This is a genomic window from Streptomyces sp. PsTaAH-124 (genome assembly GCF_000373685.1).
Taxonomy (GTDB): domain Bacteria; phylum Actinomycetota; class Actinomycetes; order Streptomycetales; family Streptomycetaceae; genus Streptomyces; species Streptomyces andamanensis.
In genome coordinates, this window is the sequence record NZ_KB892189.1 from 1 (window position 1) to 16,822 (window position 16,822).

Genomic DNA, 16,822 nt, shown 5'->3' on the forward strand with positions numbered 1-16,822 from the left:
CTAGCCTCGATCTTTCTTGACGGTTCGCCGACGGAGTCGGCGGACCGTTTCGCTTTCGGTGGCTGATGCCGGGCAGGCCGACAGCCCGAGTACCGCGTCGGGTGGGCGCCGGGTTCCACTGCTCCGGTAGGGGTGGTGCTCCTCGTAGGGGCGGAGAGTCGCTGGTCAGCCTGGCTTCGGCAGGAGAGAGAGTCGTGCGAGAGCTGCGGTGATCTCGTCGATCCATGGCCAGTGGCGGGCGAGGCGGAGGATGCGACGCCGGCCGGTCGTGACGAGCTGGGCGGCTGCGGAGAAGAGGCGGAGCCGAAGACGGCGGGGTTCCCAGAGCCTTGCCCGGCCGGTCAGGGCGAGCATGGGCATCCAGGCCAGCAGGTCGAGAGCAATCTGCACGATCTCCAGCCAGACCTTGTTCTGGGCGGTGTGGTGCAAAGGAAGATTCCGCAGACCGGTGGCCCGGGCGGCCCGGATGCGGTCCTCGGCCCTCGCTCGCAGCCGATGACGGAGCTCGAGTTCGGCGATCGGCCGGGCGACGGTGTTGGTGGCGAAACAGGTCAGCCGCATGCCGTCCGCATCCGTGAGCCGCAACTGGGCCCCGGGGTGCGGTCGCTCCTTGCGGACGATCAGCCGCATGCCCTTGGGCCAGCCGTCCAGGACGTCGCCGGTGAGTTCGGCGACCCAGGCGCCGTCGCGGATCTCGCCGTCCGCCTCGGCGGCCGGCGTCCAGGCCGACGCCGGGACCTGCAGCACATGCTGGTGGATCGCGTCGGTGATCACCATGCCGACCGAGTAGGACAACCACCCCCCTCGCCGGGCGAGCCAGGCGACGAAGTCGTGGGTGCCGCCCGCGGAGTCGCAGCGGATCAGGGTCTGACGTCCGCGCCGGTATTCCTTCGGCAGCTGGGCCAGGGCCAGTTGGGCGGCGGTGATGTGGTCGGCCGCGGTGTTCGAGCCCGCGTTCCCAGGCCTGAGCAGGGCTGCCACCGGCTCTCCGGTGCCACCCGACCCGTGATCGACAAACCCCATCAGCGGGTGGTGGCCGTAGGTCCGCTTCCAGGTCGGGGCCGCGTCCTCCTTGTCGGAGTGCGCGATCACCAGCACCCCGTCGAGATCGACGGTCACCGTCCCGTCGGCATCGGGCGCTTCCCGGCCGGCCAACTGCCAGACCTTTCGGCGGACTTCAGCTCGCGCGGAACGGATGGCCTGCAGAGCTCGGCCGCCGTAAGAGGCGAGGGTGTCGATGAGGCGGCAGACCGTCGGATCCGAGGCGACCGGCCCGAACACGGCCGGCTCCGCCCGCAGCAGGGCGACATCCGCCAGGCAGTCCCCGCCCAGCGCGACCGCCAGGGCCACGTCCAGCAGGATCTTGCCCGGATCGTGCACCGCCCGCGGCTTCCGCCACGGCGTCAGCGCCGCCGATATCGCGGTGTCCAAACCGGCCTTGCGCACGGTCTCGACCAGCAGCACGCCCCCGGCCTGCGAGACCACCGCCCGGCCGCCGCCCTCGATGCGGACACGCGGGTACGACCGGATACGCTTCTTCACCTGGAGAGTGCTTCTTCCCATGCAGCCAACAGGACCCTAGACAAGTCCCATCGTTGCAGGTCAGGAGCACTCTCCGCTTATTTGATCAAACATCGGACACCCCACCTCGTGAAAGCGCGAGGCTAGAGGTCGCCCGGCTCAGTGTCCTGGAAGAGGTCGGCCGGCTTGACCCCCAGTGCTTGGGCGAGTGCGGGGATACGGTCGACGGAAACGCTGTGAACAGCCGCTTCGACCTCGGCGTAGAAGGACCGGTCCATCCCGGCCGCCACGGCCACGGCGGTCTGGGTCAGCCCTGCCCGTGTACGCAGAGCACGCAGCCGTCGGCCGAAGGCCAGCCGATGGGCCGGCACCCCGGCATTGGAATCACTGTTCGCCACAGTCGGTAACCGTAGTACAGTCCCTCAATTGTAGGAGATTTCCTACATGATCGTTGCGAGGGTAGGCGATGGGGGAGAGCTCTGTCCCGCGGCGGCTTCCGGCGGTGCTGGTCCCCGTAGAGGGGGAGTCGTTCGCCTCGTGGCTCAGTCGGGCGGCGGCCGACTGGCAGCTGACTCCGGGGGAGGCCGCGCTGGCTCTGGGGCTGGAATGCCGTCCGGGAGTGGTGGTACGTCCGCTGCTGTTCGGCGTCGCGCTCTCCGGACGGAGCCTTCGGCGGGCCGGGGCCGCCACCGGGCTCGGAGCCCGGGACCTGCGGGCGATGCAGCTGGCTCGGTACGCGGGGACGGCTCTGAACCTCGCCGGACTGGACCGCTCGGTCTCGGAACCGTCGCTCGCCGTGCTCGGCCACCAGGAGTGGGCCCTGTTCACCGCCAGCCGGGCATGTCCGAAATGCCTGGCGGAGCGTCCGATGTGGCCCCTGTGGTGGCGCCTGGGGATCGCAGCGGTGTGCCCGGTGCACCACGTCCTGCTGGCGGATGTCTGCCGCCGCTGCCGGACGAGACTGGGCCAGGGCTACAACGGTCATCCCCGGCGGCTCTCCTCCCGCCGCCCGGAGATGGACCTGAGCCGTTGCAACAACCGCCGGCCGGCGGCCAGGCGGCGCAAGGCCGGGCTGTGCGACCAGAAGCTGGCCGCTCTGCCCGCCACGCCGGTCTCGGCCGCGCTCGCCGCCTTGCAGCAGCGGGTCCTGGACATCGCGGACGGCCGGACCGTGCCGCGTGTCGCCGGACGTACGGTGGCCGCCGCGGGGTTCTTCGCCGCGCTGCGGTTCACCACCGCGGTGGCCCGGCTGGTAGCCACCGACGACGACCTCGCCGCGTGCTCCTTCTTGCCCGATGAGGCGGCCGAGGCGTTCACCGCCGAACAGCACGCGCGGCAGCGGGCTACCCGGGGCGGCTCGGGCCACCCAGATGGGGGCCGTCCCGCCCGCTGCGGCCCACGCCGCGGCCGTCCTCGCCCTGGCCGAGCCCGTGCTCCTGGGGCCAGGCCAGCGGTCAGGCTCGGACCTGCTCAGTGAGTGGATCGGCCGGCCCGTCGCCCGGCGCCGCACCCCGGGCAAGGGCGATCCGCTGAGGGCTGTGCCCCGCCCGGCCTGCCTGGAACCGCTGGTGCGGGGCGCCGTCCCGTCGGCCACCCGCGTCGCCGGGGCCCTCGCCGCCCGCCCCGTCCCCGTAGTCGCCTTCACTGCGGACCATCTCCCCCACCTCGTGGACGCCGACGACTACACCGACCTGCTGGCACCCCATCTGCCGGGCACGGCCCCGGCCAGCGGGCGCCGCCTGGCCGCCCTGTGCTTGGCCCGCCTCGCGGGCGCCCCGAGTTGGCAGCAGGCCGCCGGCGATCTGGCCATGGACCCGCTCAAGGCCGCCCGCGCGGCCAACACGCTGGTCCAGCGCATCACCGACCCCGACGCGTTCTGGGACAGCGCCGAACGGCTCGCCCGGCGGTACCACCGCCGCGGCCTCGTCGACTACGGGGTCCGCCGCCGGGCCCTGGCTACGCTGACCGCCGTCCCCCACGCGGTGCTGTATCAGGTGTGCCGCCCCCTGGACCACGACGTCACCCTCCAGCGGCGCCGACACGCTGCGGCCTGGGTCTGGCAGCACTTCACCGGTGGCGACGTCCGCGAAGCACCCGCCTACGACCCCCGGCTGTGGCCATCGGCCAGCACGGAGTCCGTCCGGGAAGGGTGGCGCCGCTTCGCCGCCTGGATCCCCGACACGGTCGCCGCCCATCTGACCGCTTACGGACACGGCCTCCTTCACCCCGACACGCCAGGAGGGACATGAGCCCGAAGAGAACCCGCAGCCTGACCCCGATCCGGCACGCGGACCACCACCTGTTCATCCGCTTCTACGACGCCGGCGGCATCGAGCGGCTCATGCCCGCCAATCAGGCCGCCGAGGTGCCCTTCGAAACGTGCATGCCCGCCCGGGACATCCCCTCCTACGCCGGGCAGAAGTACACCCCCGGCTTCTACTGGGCGGCCAGCAGCGACACCCTTGTGGAATACGAAAGCTTCCTGGAAGCCCGCTGGATGAAACTCCTCGACTTCGACTCCAAGGTCGCCTGCTTCACCGCCCAGCCGTTCATCTTCGAGGGCGTCGACACCGACGGCGCCTGGACCCACTACCCCGACCTCTTCATCCGCCGCACCGACGGCACCGTGCTGCTGCTGGACGTGAAGAACCCCGAACAGATCGACAAGCCCAAGGTCCAGCACCAGGCCCGCCGCACCGCCGCAGCTTGCCGGATACTCGGCTGGGACTACCAGATGGTCGGCGAACCGGACCCCCAGCTGTGGGCCACCGTCGAATGGCTCGCCGGCTACCGCCGCCCCCTGAACGCCGCGGCCCCCGTCGCCCACGTTCTCCTCTTCCGGGCCCAGAACCCCGTCAGCATCGCCGAACTGCTGTCCCTGTGGCCCGACCCCCAGGTCGAACGCGCCGTCACATACCACCTCATGTGGCGTCAGCACCTGCTGTTCGACCTCACCCAGCCCCTGCGCGACCACACCCCGGTATGGACCGCGCCTGCCCTGGAGCACACCTGATGGACCAGCGCCACCGCATCGCCGCCACCGACTGGATCGAGTTCGAGGAGGAACAGCACCAAGTCACCGGCATCACCGGCGCCCTGATCAGGCTCCGCTCGGCCTCCGGACACCACCAGACCATCATGCTCAGCGTCCTCCTGACCGACCCCTCCTTCCGCGCTCGGACCGTACTGCCGCCCGAAGCCGCCGACCCCGCCGCGGGCCTCGACCCCGGCGGGGTCCTGGCGCTGCTGCCCAAGGAAGTCCGCGACAAAGCCCTCAAACTGGAAGAACACCTCAAAGAGGCCACCACCGGCTACCTATCGGGAGACTCCCTCGCTGCCCAGCCCGGCGAACCCCGCCCCGAGTACCGCCCCGACCTCCCGCTCAGCACCCGCGTCGAATCGAAAGCGGCCGAACTCGGCCTCACCTCACGCCGGATCTGGCAACTCCTGGACGAATGGCAGGAGAACGGACTTTGGGCCCTGGTCGACCGGCGCAAGGTCCGCCTCAAGAATCCGCTGCGCAACATCGACGACCGCGTGATCGCCGCGATCCGGGAACAGGCAGCAGCCGAACGCTTCGACAGCTCCTCCAGCGTCTCCACCCGCTTCCGCCGCCGCACCCAGAACCGGCTGGACGCCGACTACGGACCCGGCACGGTCCTCCTGCCCAAGGAAGACACCTTCCGGCGCGTCGTCAGAATCTTGCTCCACCGAAGCCCCTCAGACCCTGCCTACCAGCGGATCTCGGACGCCAACCAGCCCGACCGCACCTTCGGCAACGTCATCGCCCACCGGCCCGGCCAGGTCGTCATGCTCGACACCACCCCGCTGGACGTCTTCGCCTACGACCCCGTGATGAACGACACCTACAACGTCGAACTCACCATCGCCCTCGACATCGCCACCCGCTCCATCCTCGCCTGGTGGCTGACCCCGCTCGGAACCAAAGCCATCGACATCGGCCTGCTCCTCGCCGACGTCATGACCCCCGAACCTATGCGTCCAGCCTGGGCCGCCGCCCTGCGCTACCAGATGCTCCGCGTCCCCTACCAGCGCCACCTCAGCCTGGACGAACGCCTCGCCGAAGCCGCCGCCCGCCCCGTCATCTACCCCGAGACCCTGCTCTACGGCCACGGAAAACCCTACAAATCCGACGTCGTCCAGCGAGCCTGCCGCAAATGGAAGATCGATATGCAGGACGCCCGGAAGCTACAGCCCACCGACAAGCCTCACGTCGAGCGCCTCTTCGGCACCATCCGCGAACAGTTCTCCATGCACGTCGCCGGGTACAAGGGCTTCAACGTCGCCCACCGGGGCAAGAACCCCGAACAACAGGCCCGTTGGACGCTGGACGAGATCGCCGAGTTCTTCGCCGAATACGTCGTCGCGGTCTACCAGAACAAGCACCACGCCGGGCTGCACCTGCACGGCTTCCCCGACCTGAACGTCTCGCCCAACGAGGCGTACGCCATGGCGCTCGGCGCCGCCGGCTTCGTCGACTGCCCGCGCGACCCCGCCATGTACTACGAACTGCTGCCCATCGCCGACGCCGGACGCACGATCAACACCTACGGGGTCGAACTTAACTACCTCGTCTACAACGCGCCGGTGCTCTACGGGTTCCGGCGGGCTAATTCCCCGTACAACGGCGAGCGCTGGCCCATCCGGTACGACCCCCGGAACCTCCTGCACGCCTACTTCCACAACCCCAGCGACAACGAGTGGTACGTCCTCGACTGGACCAAGGCGCTCAGCGATCTCCAGCCCTTCACTGACATCACCCTGCGAGAGGCCAAGCGCCTGGTCGAACTCCGCGGCGGAGACCCGAAGGACAAGGACTACCAGGAGAAGATCGCGCAGGCCCTGTGGGACCTACAAAACCGCACCGACGCCCCCGAGACCTGGACCAGGGCTGACCGCAAACGGCACACCCGGGACCGCCACCGCGCCCAGGCACAGGCCCAGGACGAAGCGCGCTCCACGCCCGCCATCACCGCCCCGTCGCTCGTACCCCCCGGCAGTGTGAAATCGGCCATCGCGTCCCTTCACGCCATCCCCGACCCGGCCGACGATGATTTTGACCCCTTCACCGTCCAGCCCGCCGAGGTCTGGAACTCCCACACCAGCCAGGAGGGCTGACCACAATGCCGACCACACCGCCCTTCGACGGCGAGAGCAGCAGCCCCTCCTACGGCCCCGGCGACTTTAGACACCCGGGCCTCTCCGAACCGCGCACCAAAGAGGAATGGCGTGAGTACCTCGACTACCGCCTCCCTCCCCGGCCGCTACTGCTGGACAGCGAGACCTACGAGAAGCTCAGTCCCGAAGAACGCCGCCGCCACAACCAAGCCCGCGCCGCCCACCACAGCGCCCTCGTCATCGTCCGCACCAGCCAGATGCAGACGATCCACCACCAGATCCGCCGCCGGATGATGACCAACGCGCACCAGCCCGCCGGAGCCCGCCGCGGCATCGTCCTCGACGGCCCCGCCACCCTCGGCAAATCCACCCTGGTCAAGGCCTTCGCCTACGACTTCGAGCACGAGCTGCGGCGCGACCACCCCGAGCGCTTCACCTTGCAGTACGTAGTCGATGACCACCTGATCGACTACACACCCGTCGTCTATATCAACATCCCCTCACAGGCCACACCCAAGGACCTGTCCATAGCCCTCGCTGAATACATCGGCCAGAGCTACCGCTCGGGCGCGACCAAGACCGACATCACCCGGCTCGTCCTGGAGAAGATGCGCCTCGTCGGCGTCGAACTCGTGATCATCGACGACGCCCACTTCATGGACCTCTCCCTCAAGGAGGGCAAGGTCGTCAACGACCATCTGAAGTACATCGCCAACCACACTGCGGCCACCTTCATCTACACCGGCGTCGACCTCAAGCACTCCGGCCTCTTCCTCGAAGGCACCGGCGCCGCCCGCGTCACTCAGACAGCCGGCCGCAACACCCTCCTCCACATGACCCCGTACGCCATCAAGACCAAGGAAGAGAAATCCGACTGGGTCTCCGTCATCAGCGCCATGGAGAACGCCCTCGTCCTCTACCGGCACCAGCCTGGAACCCTCGCCGGACTGTGGAAGTACCTGCACCGCCGCACCGGAGGCAACATCAGCTCCCTCGCGGAACTCGTCCGCGAAGCCGCAGCCGACGCGATGCTCACCGGGACAGAACGGATCGACCGGAAACTCCTCGACAGCATCGTGATCAACGAACACGCACAGAGCACCTACGAGACGTTCTGGCAGGAGGACCCCCAGCCGCCCGCGCCCGACAAGCCTGAAGAAGAGGACGGCGAGGCCGCAGCCGGTTAGAGAATCACCGGAAAGAGTGACCCCCGGCGAGACCGGGCAGGAGAACCAGGCTCGTCGGGGACTTAAGCAGATCCAGTACCAATCGGACCTGGCCGACAGGTGTCCGGCTGAGGTTGACCTGATCACAGACGGCTAACCAACATCACAATTAAAACTCAGTAGCTCTCGCGTGTGCATGACTTTCGTTAGATGTCTGGGAAATCGAAATGCTTGACCTCCTGTTCGGTGACGATCCTGGCCGTCAACTTTCCGCCATCATTGAAAATCATCATTGGGATGAGCGAGTGGGAGTCATCGGCATTAAATTCCGCAAGATCTTCCCATGGGATGCGCACTCCCTGCCTGGAGAGCTGAGCCAGACTGCCAGCCACAACTACATTCGAGGCATCTTCTGAACCTCGGTAGACAAAGCTGGAGTACGTGTCAATCGTAGGAGATGGGGCAGGAGTCAAGTCGCCACTTGGATTTTTTAGGGATTCGTTCACGATTTCTGCGAATCGGATCAGTGTTTCTCTGATTCCGGAAACTGGCAGAAAGCCCCATAGGATGCTGTCAATGAAGCGCCTTGAAACTTCACGATCTATGCCCGCAATGTTCATTTTCAATTGGTAGTCGCCACCCGCCTTGCGGACACTCATTCGCAGTTCTTCGCCAATTGGTGTCTTGGTTGCGAATTGAAGCTTGGCTAGGTCGGCAAACCGTATAAGGACTAGCTCGCCTTCGGCCAGCGCGGACCTCTGCTCTCTGGGGATGGGGAGTGCGTAGGGGTTTGCTGCGAAAGGAGAGGGGTTCGTTACTGCATCCATGAAACCCCCCATTACAGGGATTTCCCAATCTTGCATGTCGAGCGATTCTGTCAAGCCTTCCAGGGCCGCTCCGGGGTCGTTTCCCCTATCCCACGATGCGAGCAATAGGTCTCTGTCGCCCAGCCGTGCGACGGAGGCCCCGGAGTCGTTAGCCGATGCATCCTCAATGCATTGCCGCAGGACGTCATGCGCGGGTTGCGTGGCAGTGATTCCGACCGCGATTGCCTGTTTTTCATCCGATTCCGAGAAAAATCCGTGAGTCAAGTAGGAAGATGCCTTGGCTCCCCGCTGCTCTTGCCGGGCGATCCTTCCTGTAGGTGGACGCTTCGGCGTGACTCTATTCTTGCATTCTGCGATGTGAATGCCGTTGGGGGTCACGGTGACTACGTCTCCTACGGCGACCAGGTGTGTAACATCGGCCACAATGGGAATCCCGCCAAGTTTGGCTATCTTCTCGGCCACGCTAAGGACGAAGTCAAAGTCTTCTCCTTGGCTGCTCAGATTTGCGGGGCGCAGTCGGTCCCGTGCCAACTCTCGAATTGCGTGACTGTCGAGAAGTTCCCAGGCTAGCGAGTCGCCAATGAGGCGCAGCAGGTGCTTATGGGTCTTGGCGTCCTCATCTTTGCGTTTCTCGGTGTCGCGAATCTCTTGTGCTAGTTCTTTTTGGAAAGTGAAGTAGTCGACGGGGGTTCTGATGCTGTCGCGCGCGAGGAGCAAACCCCGACGTACCTCATCAAGCTCCACGGAATCTCCTTGTTTGACCATTGGTCGCGGTAATCCGCTCAACATCCTGCCGGGTTTCATCGCGAGTTGCGTACCGAATGCGCCGACGCGGCCCGCTCCTCCCGCGGGCTGCGGTGCGGAGACAGCAAGACTGCGAAACAGTCAGACGCTTGGTGACGGACAGCCGCCCCTGATGTACCTCTCGAGGCAAGGCGTGGGATGCGGTAGACACTGAGCCTTCTGCGTGCGCCCCTCGCTTGCTGTGATCGGTCACGCTGAGTGAAAACCCTCTCGGGCCCTGACGGCTCTGGGCGTCGGATAGTGAAATCTATCGTGCGGCGAGTGTGGCGTATGTCACCGCATCAAAGATTTCAATGCTCAGGTCAGAGCCTTGCGTACTGAAATCTCCGGCGCGGTCCGACAGCCGTCTCCCATCTGCCGTCACCTGAGCGTGTGTTCGCGCACGCCCCGTTGACAACGGCCGCTCCTGACATAAAAGTTTCACTCCGCACAGCAAGTCTCGAAAGATACTTTCAGGCGGCGCGCGGGAGGTCTCCACGATGAGTGACGGCACGGCAGAAGCGGAGGGGCGCGGCCTCACCCGGCGCCGACTGGGCCAGGTGTCCCTGCTCCTGGGCGGCGCGCTCGGCATCGCCGCCCTCCCGGCGGCCCCGGCCGCCGCGTCCACCCGGCCGGGGTCCGCCGCCGCGCGCGCGACCCTGCGGCACGGCTCCCCGCAGCAGGCGGGACTGCTCCCCGGCCCGCTGCGGCAACTCGTCGCCGACGCCGAGGCGTTCCTCGGGCCGTCCCCCGTGCACCCCTGGTACGCGGGCGCGGTGCTGCTCGCGGGGCGGGGTTCCACCGTGGCCCTGCACGAGCCGATCGGCATGGCGGTGCGCTACGCGTCGTACGACGAGAAGACCGACACCGCCGTGGAGTTCCCGCCCGAGCAGCAGCACCCGACGACCAGGGACACCGTCTTCGACCTGGCGTCCCTGTCCAAGCTGTTCACCTCGATCCTGGCCGTCCAGCAGATCGAGCGGGGCGCGCTGGAGCTGGAGGGCGCGGTCGCCTCCTACCTCCCGGACTTCGCGCGCGCGGGCAAGCAGTCCGTGACGATCCGTCAACTGCTCACCCACACCTCCGGTTTCCGGCCGGACCTGCCGCTGTACGACGCGCCGACGTACGAGCGGAAGCTGGAGATGATCTGGGACGAGGCGCCGCTGAACCCGCCCGGCACCGTGTACCTGTACTCCGATCTGAACATGATCTCCCTGCAACTGGTGCTGGAGAAGATCACGGGCCGCCCGCTGGACGTCCAGCTGGCCGAGGAGATCGCCGGGCCGCTCGGTCTGCACCGCACCCGCTACAACCCGCCCGCCTCCTGGAAGCCGTCGATCGCCGCCACCGAGGACGCCCGCAAACCCTGGTCCGCCCTGGACCGGGGCCTGGTGTGGGGCGAGGTGCACGACGAGAACGCGTACAGCCTGGGCGGGGTCGCCGGGCACGCGGGCGTGTTCTCCTGCGCCTGGGACCTGGCGGTGCTCGCCCGGACCCTGCTCGACGGCGGCGCCTACGGGCACGCCCGCATCCTGCGCCCGGAGTCGGTGCAGCTGATGTTCACCGACTTCAACACGGCCTTCCCCGGCGACGCGCACGGCCTCGGCTTCGAGCTCTACCAGCACTGGTACATGGGCGCGATGGCCACACCGACCACGGCGGGCCACACCGGCTTCACCGGTACATCGCTGGTGCTGGACCCGACGACCGACTCGTTCCTGGTGGTGCTCGGCAACTCGGTGCACCCGGTGCGCAGCTGGCGCTCCGGCTCGGCTCCCCGGGTGGCGACCGGCAACGACCTGGCACGGGCCGTCGCGGTCCGCCCGCAGCGGGGCCGTACGGCCTGGTTCTCCGGCATGGCGAGCGCGGGCACCGCGACGCTGGCGCTGCCCGCGCTCGACACCTCGGCGGGCGGGGCGCGGCTGCGCTGCTCCCTGTGGTGGGACACCGAGCCGCAGTCGGACGTGCTCGTGCTGGAGGCGTCCGCCGACGGGGGCGCGGCCTGGCAGCCGGTGCCGTTCACGGCCGTGCGCCGGGGCGGGCGCCCCGAGCAGCATCCGGACGGCATCGCCACCGGCTACTCCGGGCGCCGCTGGCACGAGGTGACCGCCGCGCTCCCGGCGGCCCGGCAACTGGCGCTGCGCTGGCGCTACACCACGGACCGCCTCTATGTGGGGCGCGGCGCGTACGTCGACGCCCAGCGGGTCCAGACGCGCCGACGGGTGCTGTTCGACGAGTCCCGTCCGGCGGACGCGGCCCGGCTGGAGGCGCGGGGCTGGACGGCGTCCGCCGACTGAGCGCGCGACGGCCGCCACACGTCCGGCGGGCCCGCCTCCCGGCAGGACGGCGGGTTCGCGGGTTCGCGGGTTCGCGGGTTCGCGGGTTCGCGGGTTCGGCAGGAGCGTCGCGCACGCGGACGGGCCGGGTGCCGGGGAGGGCGGCCGGTCCTGCCGCGGGTTCCGTCTCCCGCCGGGATGCCCGCGCGGGACCGGGGCGTTCAGCCGCTCTGCCCGGCGGGCCCCTCCAGCACCGCCATGGCCGCGTTGTGCCCCGGTACGCCGCTGACCCCGCCGCCGCGCACCGCGCCCGCCCCGCACAGCAGCACGTTGGCGTGTGCGGTCTCCACGCCCCAGCGGCCGGTGCCCTCCTGGGCGTAGGGCCAGCTCAGCGCCCGGTGGAAGATGTTGCCGCCGGGCAGGCCGAGGTCGCGCTCCAGGTCCAGCGGCGTCCTGGCCTCGACGCACGGCCGTCCCTCGGCGTCCCGCGCCAGGCAGTCGGCGAGCGGTTCGGCCAGGTGCGCGTCGAGCTGGGCGAGGGTCGCCGCCAGCAGCTTCTCCCGTACGGCGTCGTTGTCGCGGGCGAACAGCCGGGCCGGGGTGTGCAGGCCGAACAGGGTGAGGGTCTGGTGGCCGCTCGCGCGCAGGTCCGGGCCGAGGATCGTGGGGTCGGTCAGCGAGTGGCAGTAGATCTCGGAGGGCGGCGCGGCGGGCAGCTCGCCCGCGGCGGCCTGGGCGTGGGCGGCGGCCAGCTCGCGGTAGCCCTCGGCGATGTGGAAGGTGCCCGCGAACGCCTCGCGCGGATCGACGGAGGTGTCCCGCAGCCGGGGCAGCCGCTCCAGCAGCATGTTCACCTTGAACTGGGCGCCCTCGGCGGGCTCGGGCGCCTGCTCGCCGGTGAGGGCGGCCAGGGCCTGCGGGGAGGCGTTCACCAGGACGTGCCGGGCGTCCACCGTGCCCTCGCCGTCCCCGGTCCGGTAGGTGACCTCGGCGCGGCGCCCGTCGGTGGCGATACGGACCGCCTCGTGGCCGGTCAGCACGCGGGCGCCCGCCGCGCGCGCCGCGTCCGCGAGGGCGTCGGTGAGCGCGCCCATGCCGCCGACCGGCACGTCCCAGGCGCCGGTGCCGCCGCCGATCACGTGGTAGAGGAAGCAGCGGTTCTGCGGCAGGGCCGGGTCGTGGGCGTCGGCGAAGGTGCCGATGAGGGCGTCGGTGAGGACCACCCCGCGCACCAGGTCGTCGGCGAAGAACCGCTCCACGGCCACCCCGACGGGCTCCTCGAACAGCATCCGCCAGGCGTCCTCGTCGCCGATCCGGCGGCGCAGCTCCTCGCGGCCGGGCAGCGGCTCGGTCAGGGTGGGGAAGACCTGCCGGGCGACGCGGCCGGTCAGGGCGTAGAAGCGCTGCCAGGCCCGCCACTCGCGGTCCGAGCCGGTGAGCCGGGCGAACGCCTCCCGGGTGCGTTCCTCGCCGCCGCCCACGAGCAGCCCGGTCGCCCGGCCGTTCCGTCGGGCCGGGGTGTACGAGGAGACGGTGCGCGGGCGCAGCCGGACATCCAGGCCGAGGTCCCGCAGGATCTTCCCGGGCAGCAGGCTGACCAGGTAGGAGTAGCGGGACAGCCGGGCGTCCACCCCGGCGAACGGGCGGGTGGAGACGGCCGCGCCGCCGGTGTGGTCCAGCCGTTCCAGCACCAGCACCGACCGCCCGGCGCGGGCCAGGTAGGCGGCGGCGACCAGGCCGTTGTGCCCGCCGCCGACGATCACCACGTCGTAGCCGCCGGATGCCTCGTGTGCGCTCATGGCTCTTGGTAGCACGAGGAGTTCCGCGGCGGCCAGGGCGCTGGCGGGCGCGGACGCCGGTGCGGCGTGCCGGTCAGGGGGTGCGGGAGCGGCGGGGCGCGGGGCGGGCGGCGGGGCCGAGCCGCGCCACCGCGCTCAGGATGTGCCGGGGCGGGAGCTGCCAGCGCACCTGCGCGGGCACGCAGCGCAGCAGCGCGCCCGCCGTCCGCAGCCGCCGGGTGACGACGGCGGGCGCCGGGGCGGGCCTGCCGTAGAGGTCGTGCGCGTACGGGGGCAGGGAGGCGTAGGCGAGGTGCGCCACCTGCCGCCACAGCACCTCGCGGGCCGGGACGAGCAGCGGGTGGACGGGCGGGCGGCGCAGGAAGTCGTCCACGGCACGGGCGTCGGCACCGGCGGCGAGGTCCGGGCGGACCCGGGCGAAGTAGGCGGCCAGTGCGGCGCGGGAGGCGGGCACGGTGTCCGGGTCCAGGCCGACCAGCCGGGCGCTCGTGCGGTGCTCGGCGACATAGCGGTCGGCGCGGGCGCGGGTGAGCGGGAATCCGGAGCGCCACAGCACGTGCAGATAGGAGTCGATCTCCGCGCAGTGCACCCACAGCAGCAGTTCGGGGTCGTCGATCCCGAACCGCGCCCCGGTGTCCGGGTCGGTGGCCGACAGCAGCCGGTGGATCCTGCGGACCCGGGCGCCCGCCTGCTCGGCGGCGTCCGTCGTGCCGTACGTGGTGGTGCCGACGAAGTGCGCGGTGCGCAGCAGCCGGCCCCAGGCGTCGCGGCGGAAGTCGGAGTTCTCCATCACGCCCCGCACCGCGCGCGGGTGCAGGGCCTGGAGGTACAGGGCCCGGATGCCCGCGATCCACATCATGGGGTCGCTGTGCGCCTGCCACGTCACCGAACCCGGGCCGAAGAGGCCGGGGTCGCCCGTGCGTATGGTCTCCACGCAGGCAGGCTAACGCGGCGCCCGCGGCGGGTCGACGGGCGGGCCGGACAGCCGGGTGGTCCGCGCGCGGCGCCGACGGCTCAGCCCAGGCTCGCCGTGAACTCGCCGCAGACCTTGGCGCAGGTGCGGCAGGCGTCCGCGGCCTGCTCGGCGCCGGGGTGCCGGTCGAAGACGTGCGCGGTCTCCAGGCAGACGGTCACGCACCACTCCAGTTGCGCGCGGACGGCGGCCTCGTCCTCGCTGTTCTGCTCGGACAGCGCTCTGCACGTGGCGTCGCAGACCTCCGCGCACATGATGCCCCTGCGCCGCAGGAGCTCCAGTTCCTCGCCCTGGCCGACGTCCACCAGACTGGCGCGCAGCGCGCAGGCCCGCGCGCACTCCGTACACGCCTGCGCACACGCGAAGCGGTCCTCCAGGAACCGGACGAGTTCCTGTTGCGAAGGCGTCGATGATGTCGTATGCGTCGTGGTCACATCCTGCGAGTAGCCGGTGCCACGGCCGCCAAACCCGGGGCGCGCGGGGGTCACGGACGTCCTCCGTCACCCGGCCGGGGGCACGAGCGGGCCGGGACCGGTGGGCGCGGCGGACCGGTCCCGGGTCCGCGAGGCGCCGGGTTCGCGGCGGGGGTCTCGGGTACCCGCGGCCCATGGACAACGCACCGCTGGACATCGCCGCGGCCCACGGGGCCGCGATCGGCATCTGGCCGTTCGTCGCCGGGCTCGTCCTGGTGGCCCTGCTGATCGGCGCCTTCTGGATGGGCGCGCGCATCCGCCGCCGGGAGCCCGCGCCACCGCGCCCCGACGAGCAGCCGCGGCTGCCCGGCTCGGGCCCGGTCGGCTCGGTGCTGGAGAACCGCGAACCGGACGAAGTGCCGCGCGACGGCGGCCGGCTGACGCCGCACCGGCTGCCGGGCCACGGCAACGCGGGCACCCGGACCGGTGCCCCGGCCCCGCGTCCGCGCTGGGACGCGGGCGGCAGCGGATCGTTCGGCAGCGGTGGCCCCGGCCGCCACTGAGCAGCGGTACCGAGCACCTGTACCGGGCGCCGGGGCGGCGCTGTCCGGCGCGGCGGCCCGCCGACACGCTGTGCGGCTGCCCGGCGGGGTGCCGCCGTGGGACGTGCTCCTGCCGGGCGCGGCGACGTTCAAGTCCTCGCGCCTGCCGTCGAGGCGGAGGCGGAGGGCTGAGCCGGACCGGGCGGACCGGCGGCCGGACCGCCCGGTGCTCACCGCAGGGGTTCGCTCAGTTCCACCGCGCGCAGGGCCGCCGCGAGGGCGCGGTCGCCGCCGACGTCGAGGGCGGTGTCGGTCAGCTTGATGACGTGCTCGTCGCCGTGGGCCAGGGCGAGGGCGACGACCTCCTCCGGGGCGAAGGTGCCCGAGGGGCGGTAGTCCACCGGTGTCTTCGGCGCGTACATGGCGGTCACCGCCGCCGACGCCGTCCAGGCGGCCCGCAGGCTCGGCACCCACAGCGCGCGGGGCAGCGCGGGCAGGGTGCGCAGCACGGCGTTGGGCGCGGTGGCCGCGTGCACGAGCATCGTCTCCTCGCCGTGGCCGTGGGTGGCGTACCGGTGGGTGGCCGCGCGCACCAGTTCGCTCAGCCGCCGGTGCGCCTCGTCGGGGTCGGTGACCCCGGCCGCCCACACGGGCAGCGCCGTCACCCGTTCGAGGCGGGCCGGGAAGCCGCCCTCCGGATCGGTCAGGGGCACCACGGCGTCCAGGGCGGCAGCCGCGCTGTGCGCGCCGGGCAGCGGGGCGAGGCCGGTGACGGGGCGGTGGCGGGCGGCCCAGTAGCCGAGGCCGTGGGCGAGTTCGGTCAGCCGCGGCCCGGTGGCCTCGCCGCCCAGCAGGGTGCGGACGGCGTGGCCCACCCGGATCACCGGGTGGGTCGAGCCGCCGTACAGACCGGGCAGCAGCCGGGGCCACCACTCGGTGAGCACCTCGCGCCAGGGCCGCTCGGCCGTCTCGTGCGTGAAGTGGCCGATCCAGTCGGCGGCGCGGCGCGGATCGCCCAGCGCCGTGCGCCAGTCGGCGCGGGTGACCGGTTCGACCGTGGCCGGGAACTCCTCCAGCTTGTCCGCGTACCGGTCCAGCCAGCGGTGCACGGCGCCCGCCTGCCCGTGCGCGGCGAGCGCCTCGACCGCCATCGGGGCGTGGTTGGTGAGCCGTCCGAGGCGCTCCGGACCCGCCCGGTGCAGCCGCTGCAACGCCTCGTCGAGCATCCCTGTCGCATCCATGGCGAGGACGCTAGACGGGCGGCACCGGGCGGCGTAACGGGCGGAGGTCCTACGCCCCGCGTCCTCCGGTCGCGGTCCTCGCGGCCCTCCCGGGGAGGTCCGCGGTCCCGGGCCGGTCGTAGGCCGCGGGCGCCGGAGGGCG

The 16,822-nt window shown here is 70.7% G+C and carries 14 protein-coding genes; 7 read left to right on the forward strand and 7 right to left on the reverse strand.

From position 1 onward, the window contains the following. Window positions 1-165: 165 nt before the first annotated feature. The gene (locus tag B086_RS0127250) at window positions 166-1,542 is read right to left on the reverse strand and encodes an IS1380 family transposase (protein WP_018569455.1); all 1,377 of its coding nucleotides are present in this window, start codon (window positions 1,540-1,542) and stop codon (window positions 166-168) included. A 122-nt stretch (window positions 1,543-1,664) separates the two neighbouring features. Continuing rightward, window positions 1,665-1,919: a helix-turn-helix domain-containing protein gene (locus B086_RS42275; protein ID WP_026252819.1), complete on the reverse strand. Its 255-nt coding sequence runs from the start codon at window positions 1,917-1,919 to the stop codon at window positions 1,665-1,667. A 68-nt stretch (window positions 1,920-1,987) separates the two neighbouring features. Between B086_RS42275 and B086_RS0127260 the strand changes: the two genes are divergently transcribed. The 5 genes from B086_RS0127260 to B086_RS0127280 all read left to right on the forward strand — a co-directional run bounded on the left by B086_RS0127260 (window position 1,988) and on the right by B086_RS0127280 (window position 7,847). After that, window positions 1,988-2,998: a TniQ family protein gene (locus tag B086_RS0127260; protein WP_026252820.1), complete on the forward strand. Its 1,011-nt coding sequence runs from the start codon at window positions 1,988-1,990 to the stop codon at window positions 2,996-2,998. A 61-nt stretch (window positions 2,999-3,059) separates the two neighbouring features. Further along, complete coding sequence (locus B086_RS0127265; protein WP_158690429.1) at window positions 3,060-3,770, forward strand: hypothetical protein; 711 nt, start codon at window positions 3,060-3,062, stop codon at window positions 3,768-3,770. Continuing rightward, complete coding sequence (locus B086_RS0127270) at window positions 3,767-4,534, forward strand: TnsA-like heteromeric transposase endonuclease subunit (protein WP_018569605.1); 768 nt, start codon at window positions 3,767-3,769, stop codon at window positions 4,532-4,534. The genes B086_RS0127265 and B086_RS0127270 overlap by 4 nt, the downstream gene beginning before the upstream one ends. Beyond that, window positions 4,534-6,660: a Mu transposase C-terminal domain-containing protein gene (locus tag B086_RS0127275; protein ID WP_018569606.1), complete on the forward strand. Its 2,127-nt coding sequence runs from the start codon at window positions 4,534-4,536 to the stop codon at window positions 6,658-6,660. Before B086_RS0127270 ends, B086_RS0127275 begins: the two co-directional genes overlap by 1 nt. Before the next feature lie 5 nt (window positions 6,661-6,665). Then, the gene (locus tag B086_RS0127280; protein ID WP_018569607.1) at window positions 6,666-7,847 is read left to right on the forward strand and encodes a TniB family NTP-binding protein; all 1,182 of its coding nucleotides are present in this window, start codon (window positions 6,666-6,668) and stop codon (window positions 7,845-7,847) included. 185 nt (window positions 7,848-8,032) lie between these two features. On the opposite strand, the gene B086_RS44750 is transcribed toward B086_RS0127280, so the two are convergent. Continuing rightward, a complete protein-coding gene (locus B086_RS44750) occupies window positions 8,033-9,397 on the reverse strand; it encodes a hypothetical protein (protein WP_158690430.1) in 1,365 nt (454 codons plus the stop codon). Between the two features lie 539 nt (window positions 9,398-9,936). On the opposite strand from B086_RS44750, the gene B086_RS0127295 reads away from it, so the two are divergent. Beyond that, window positions 9,937-11,733: a serine hydrolase gene (locus tag B086_RS0127295; RefSeq protein ID WP_018569609.1), complete on the forward strand. Its 1,797-nt coding sequence runs from the start codon at window positions 9,937-9,939 to the stop codon at window positions 11,731-11,733. A 200-nt stretch (window positions 11,734-11,933) separates the two neighbouring features. Here B086_RS0127295 and B086_RS0127300 read toward each other — a convergent pair whose 3' ends face one another. The 3 genes from B086_RS0127300 to B086_RS0127310 all read right to left on the reverse strand — a co-directional run bounded on the left by B086_RS0127300 (window position 11,934) and on the right by B086_RS0127310 (window position 14,918). Next, complete coding sequence (locus B086_RS0127300) at window positions 11,934-13,511, reverse strand: phytoene desaturase family protein (protein WP_018569610.1); 1,578 nt, start codon at window positions 13,509-13,511, stop codon at window positions 11,934-11,936. 73 nt (window positions 13,512-13,584) lie between these two features. Next, entirely contained in the window at window positions 13,585-14,445 is an 861-nt protein-coding gene (locus tag B086_RS0127305; protein WP_018569611.1) for an oxygenase MpaB family protein, read from the reverse strand. Window positions 14,446-14,525: 80 nt separating this feature from the next. Further along, on the reverse strand, window positions 14,526-14,918 hold the full coding sequence (locus B086_RS0127310) for a ferredoxin (RefSeq protein WP_026252822.1): 393 nt from the start codon (window positions 14,916-14,918) through the stop codon (window positions 14,526-14,528). A 173-nt stretch (window positions 14,919-15,091) separates the two neighbouring features. Between B086_RS0127310 and B086_RS0127315 the strand changes: the two genes are divergently transcribed. Then, on the forward strand, window positions 15,092-15,460 hold the full coding sequence (locus B086_RS0127315; RefSeq protein WP_018569613.1) for a DUF6479 family protein: 369 nt from the start codon (window positions 15,092-15,094) through the stop codon (window positions 15,458-15,460). A 209-nt stretch (window positions 15,461-15,669) separates the two neighbouring features. On the opposite strand, the gene B086_RS0127320 is transcribed toward B086_RS0127315, so the two are convergent. Then, window positions 15,670-16,680, reverse strand: coding sequence for a questin oxidase family protein (locus B086_RS0127320; protein WP_026252823.1), 1,011 nt, complete (start codon window positions 16,678-16,680; stop codon window positions 15,670-15,672). Window positions 16,681-16,822: the final 142 nt, after the last annotated feature.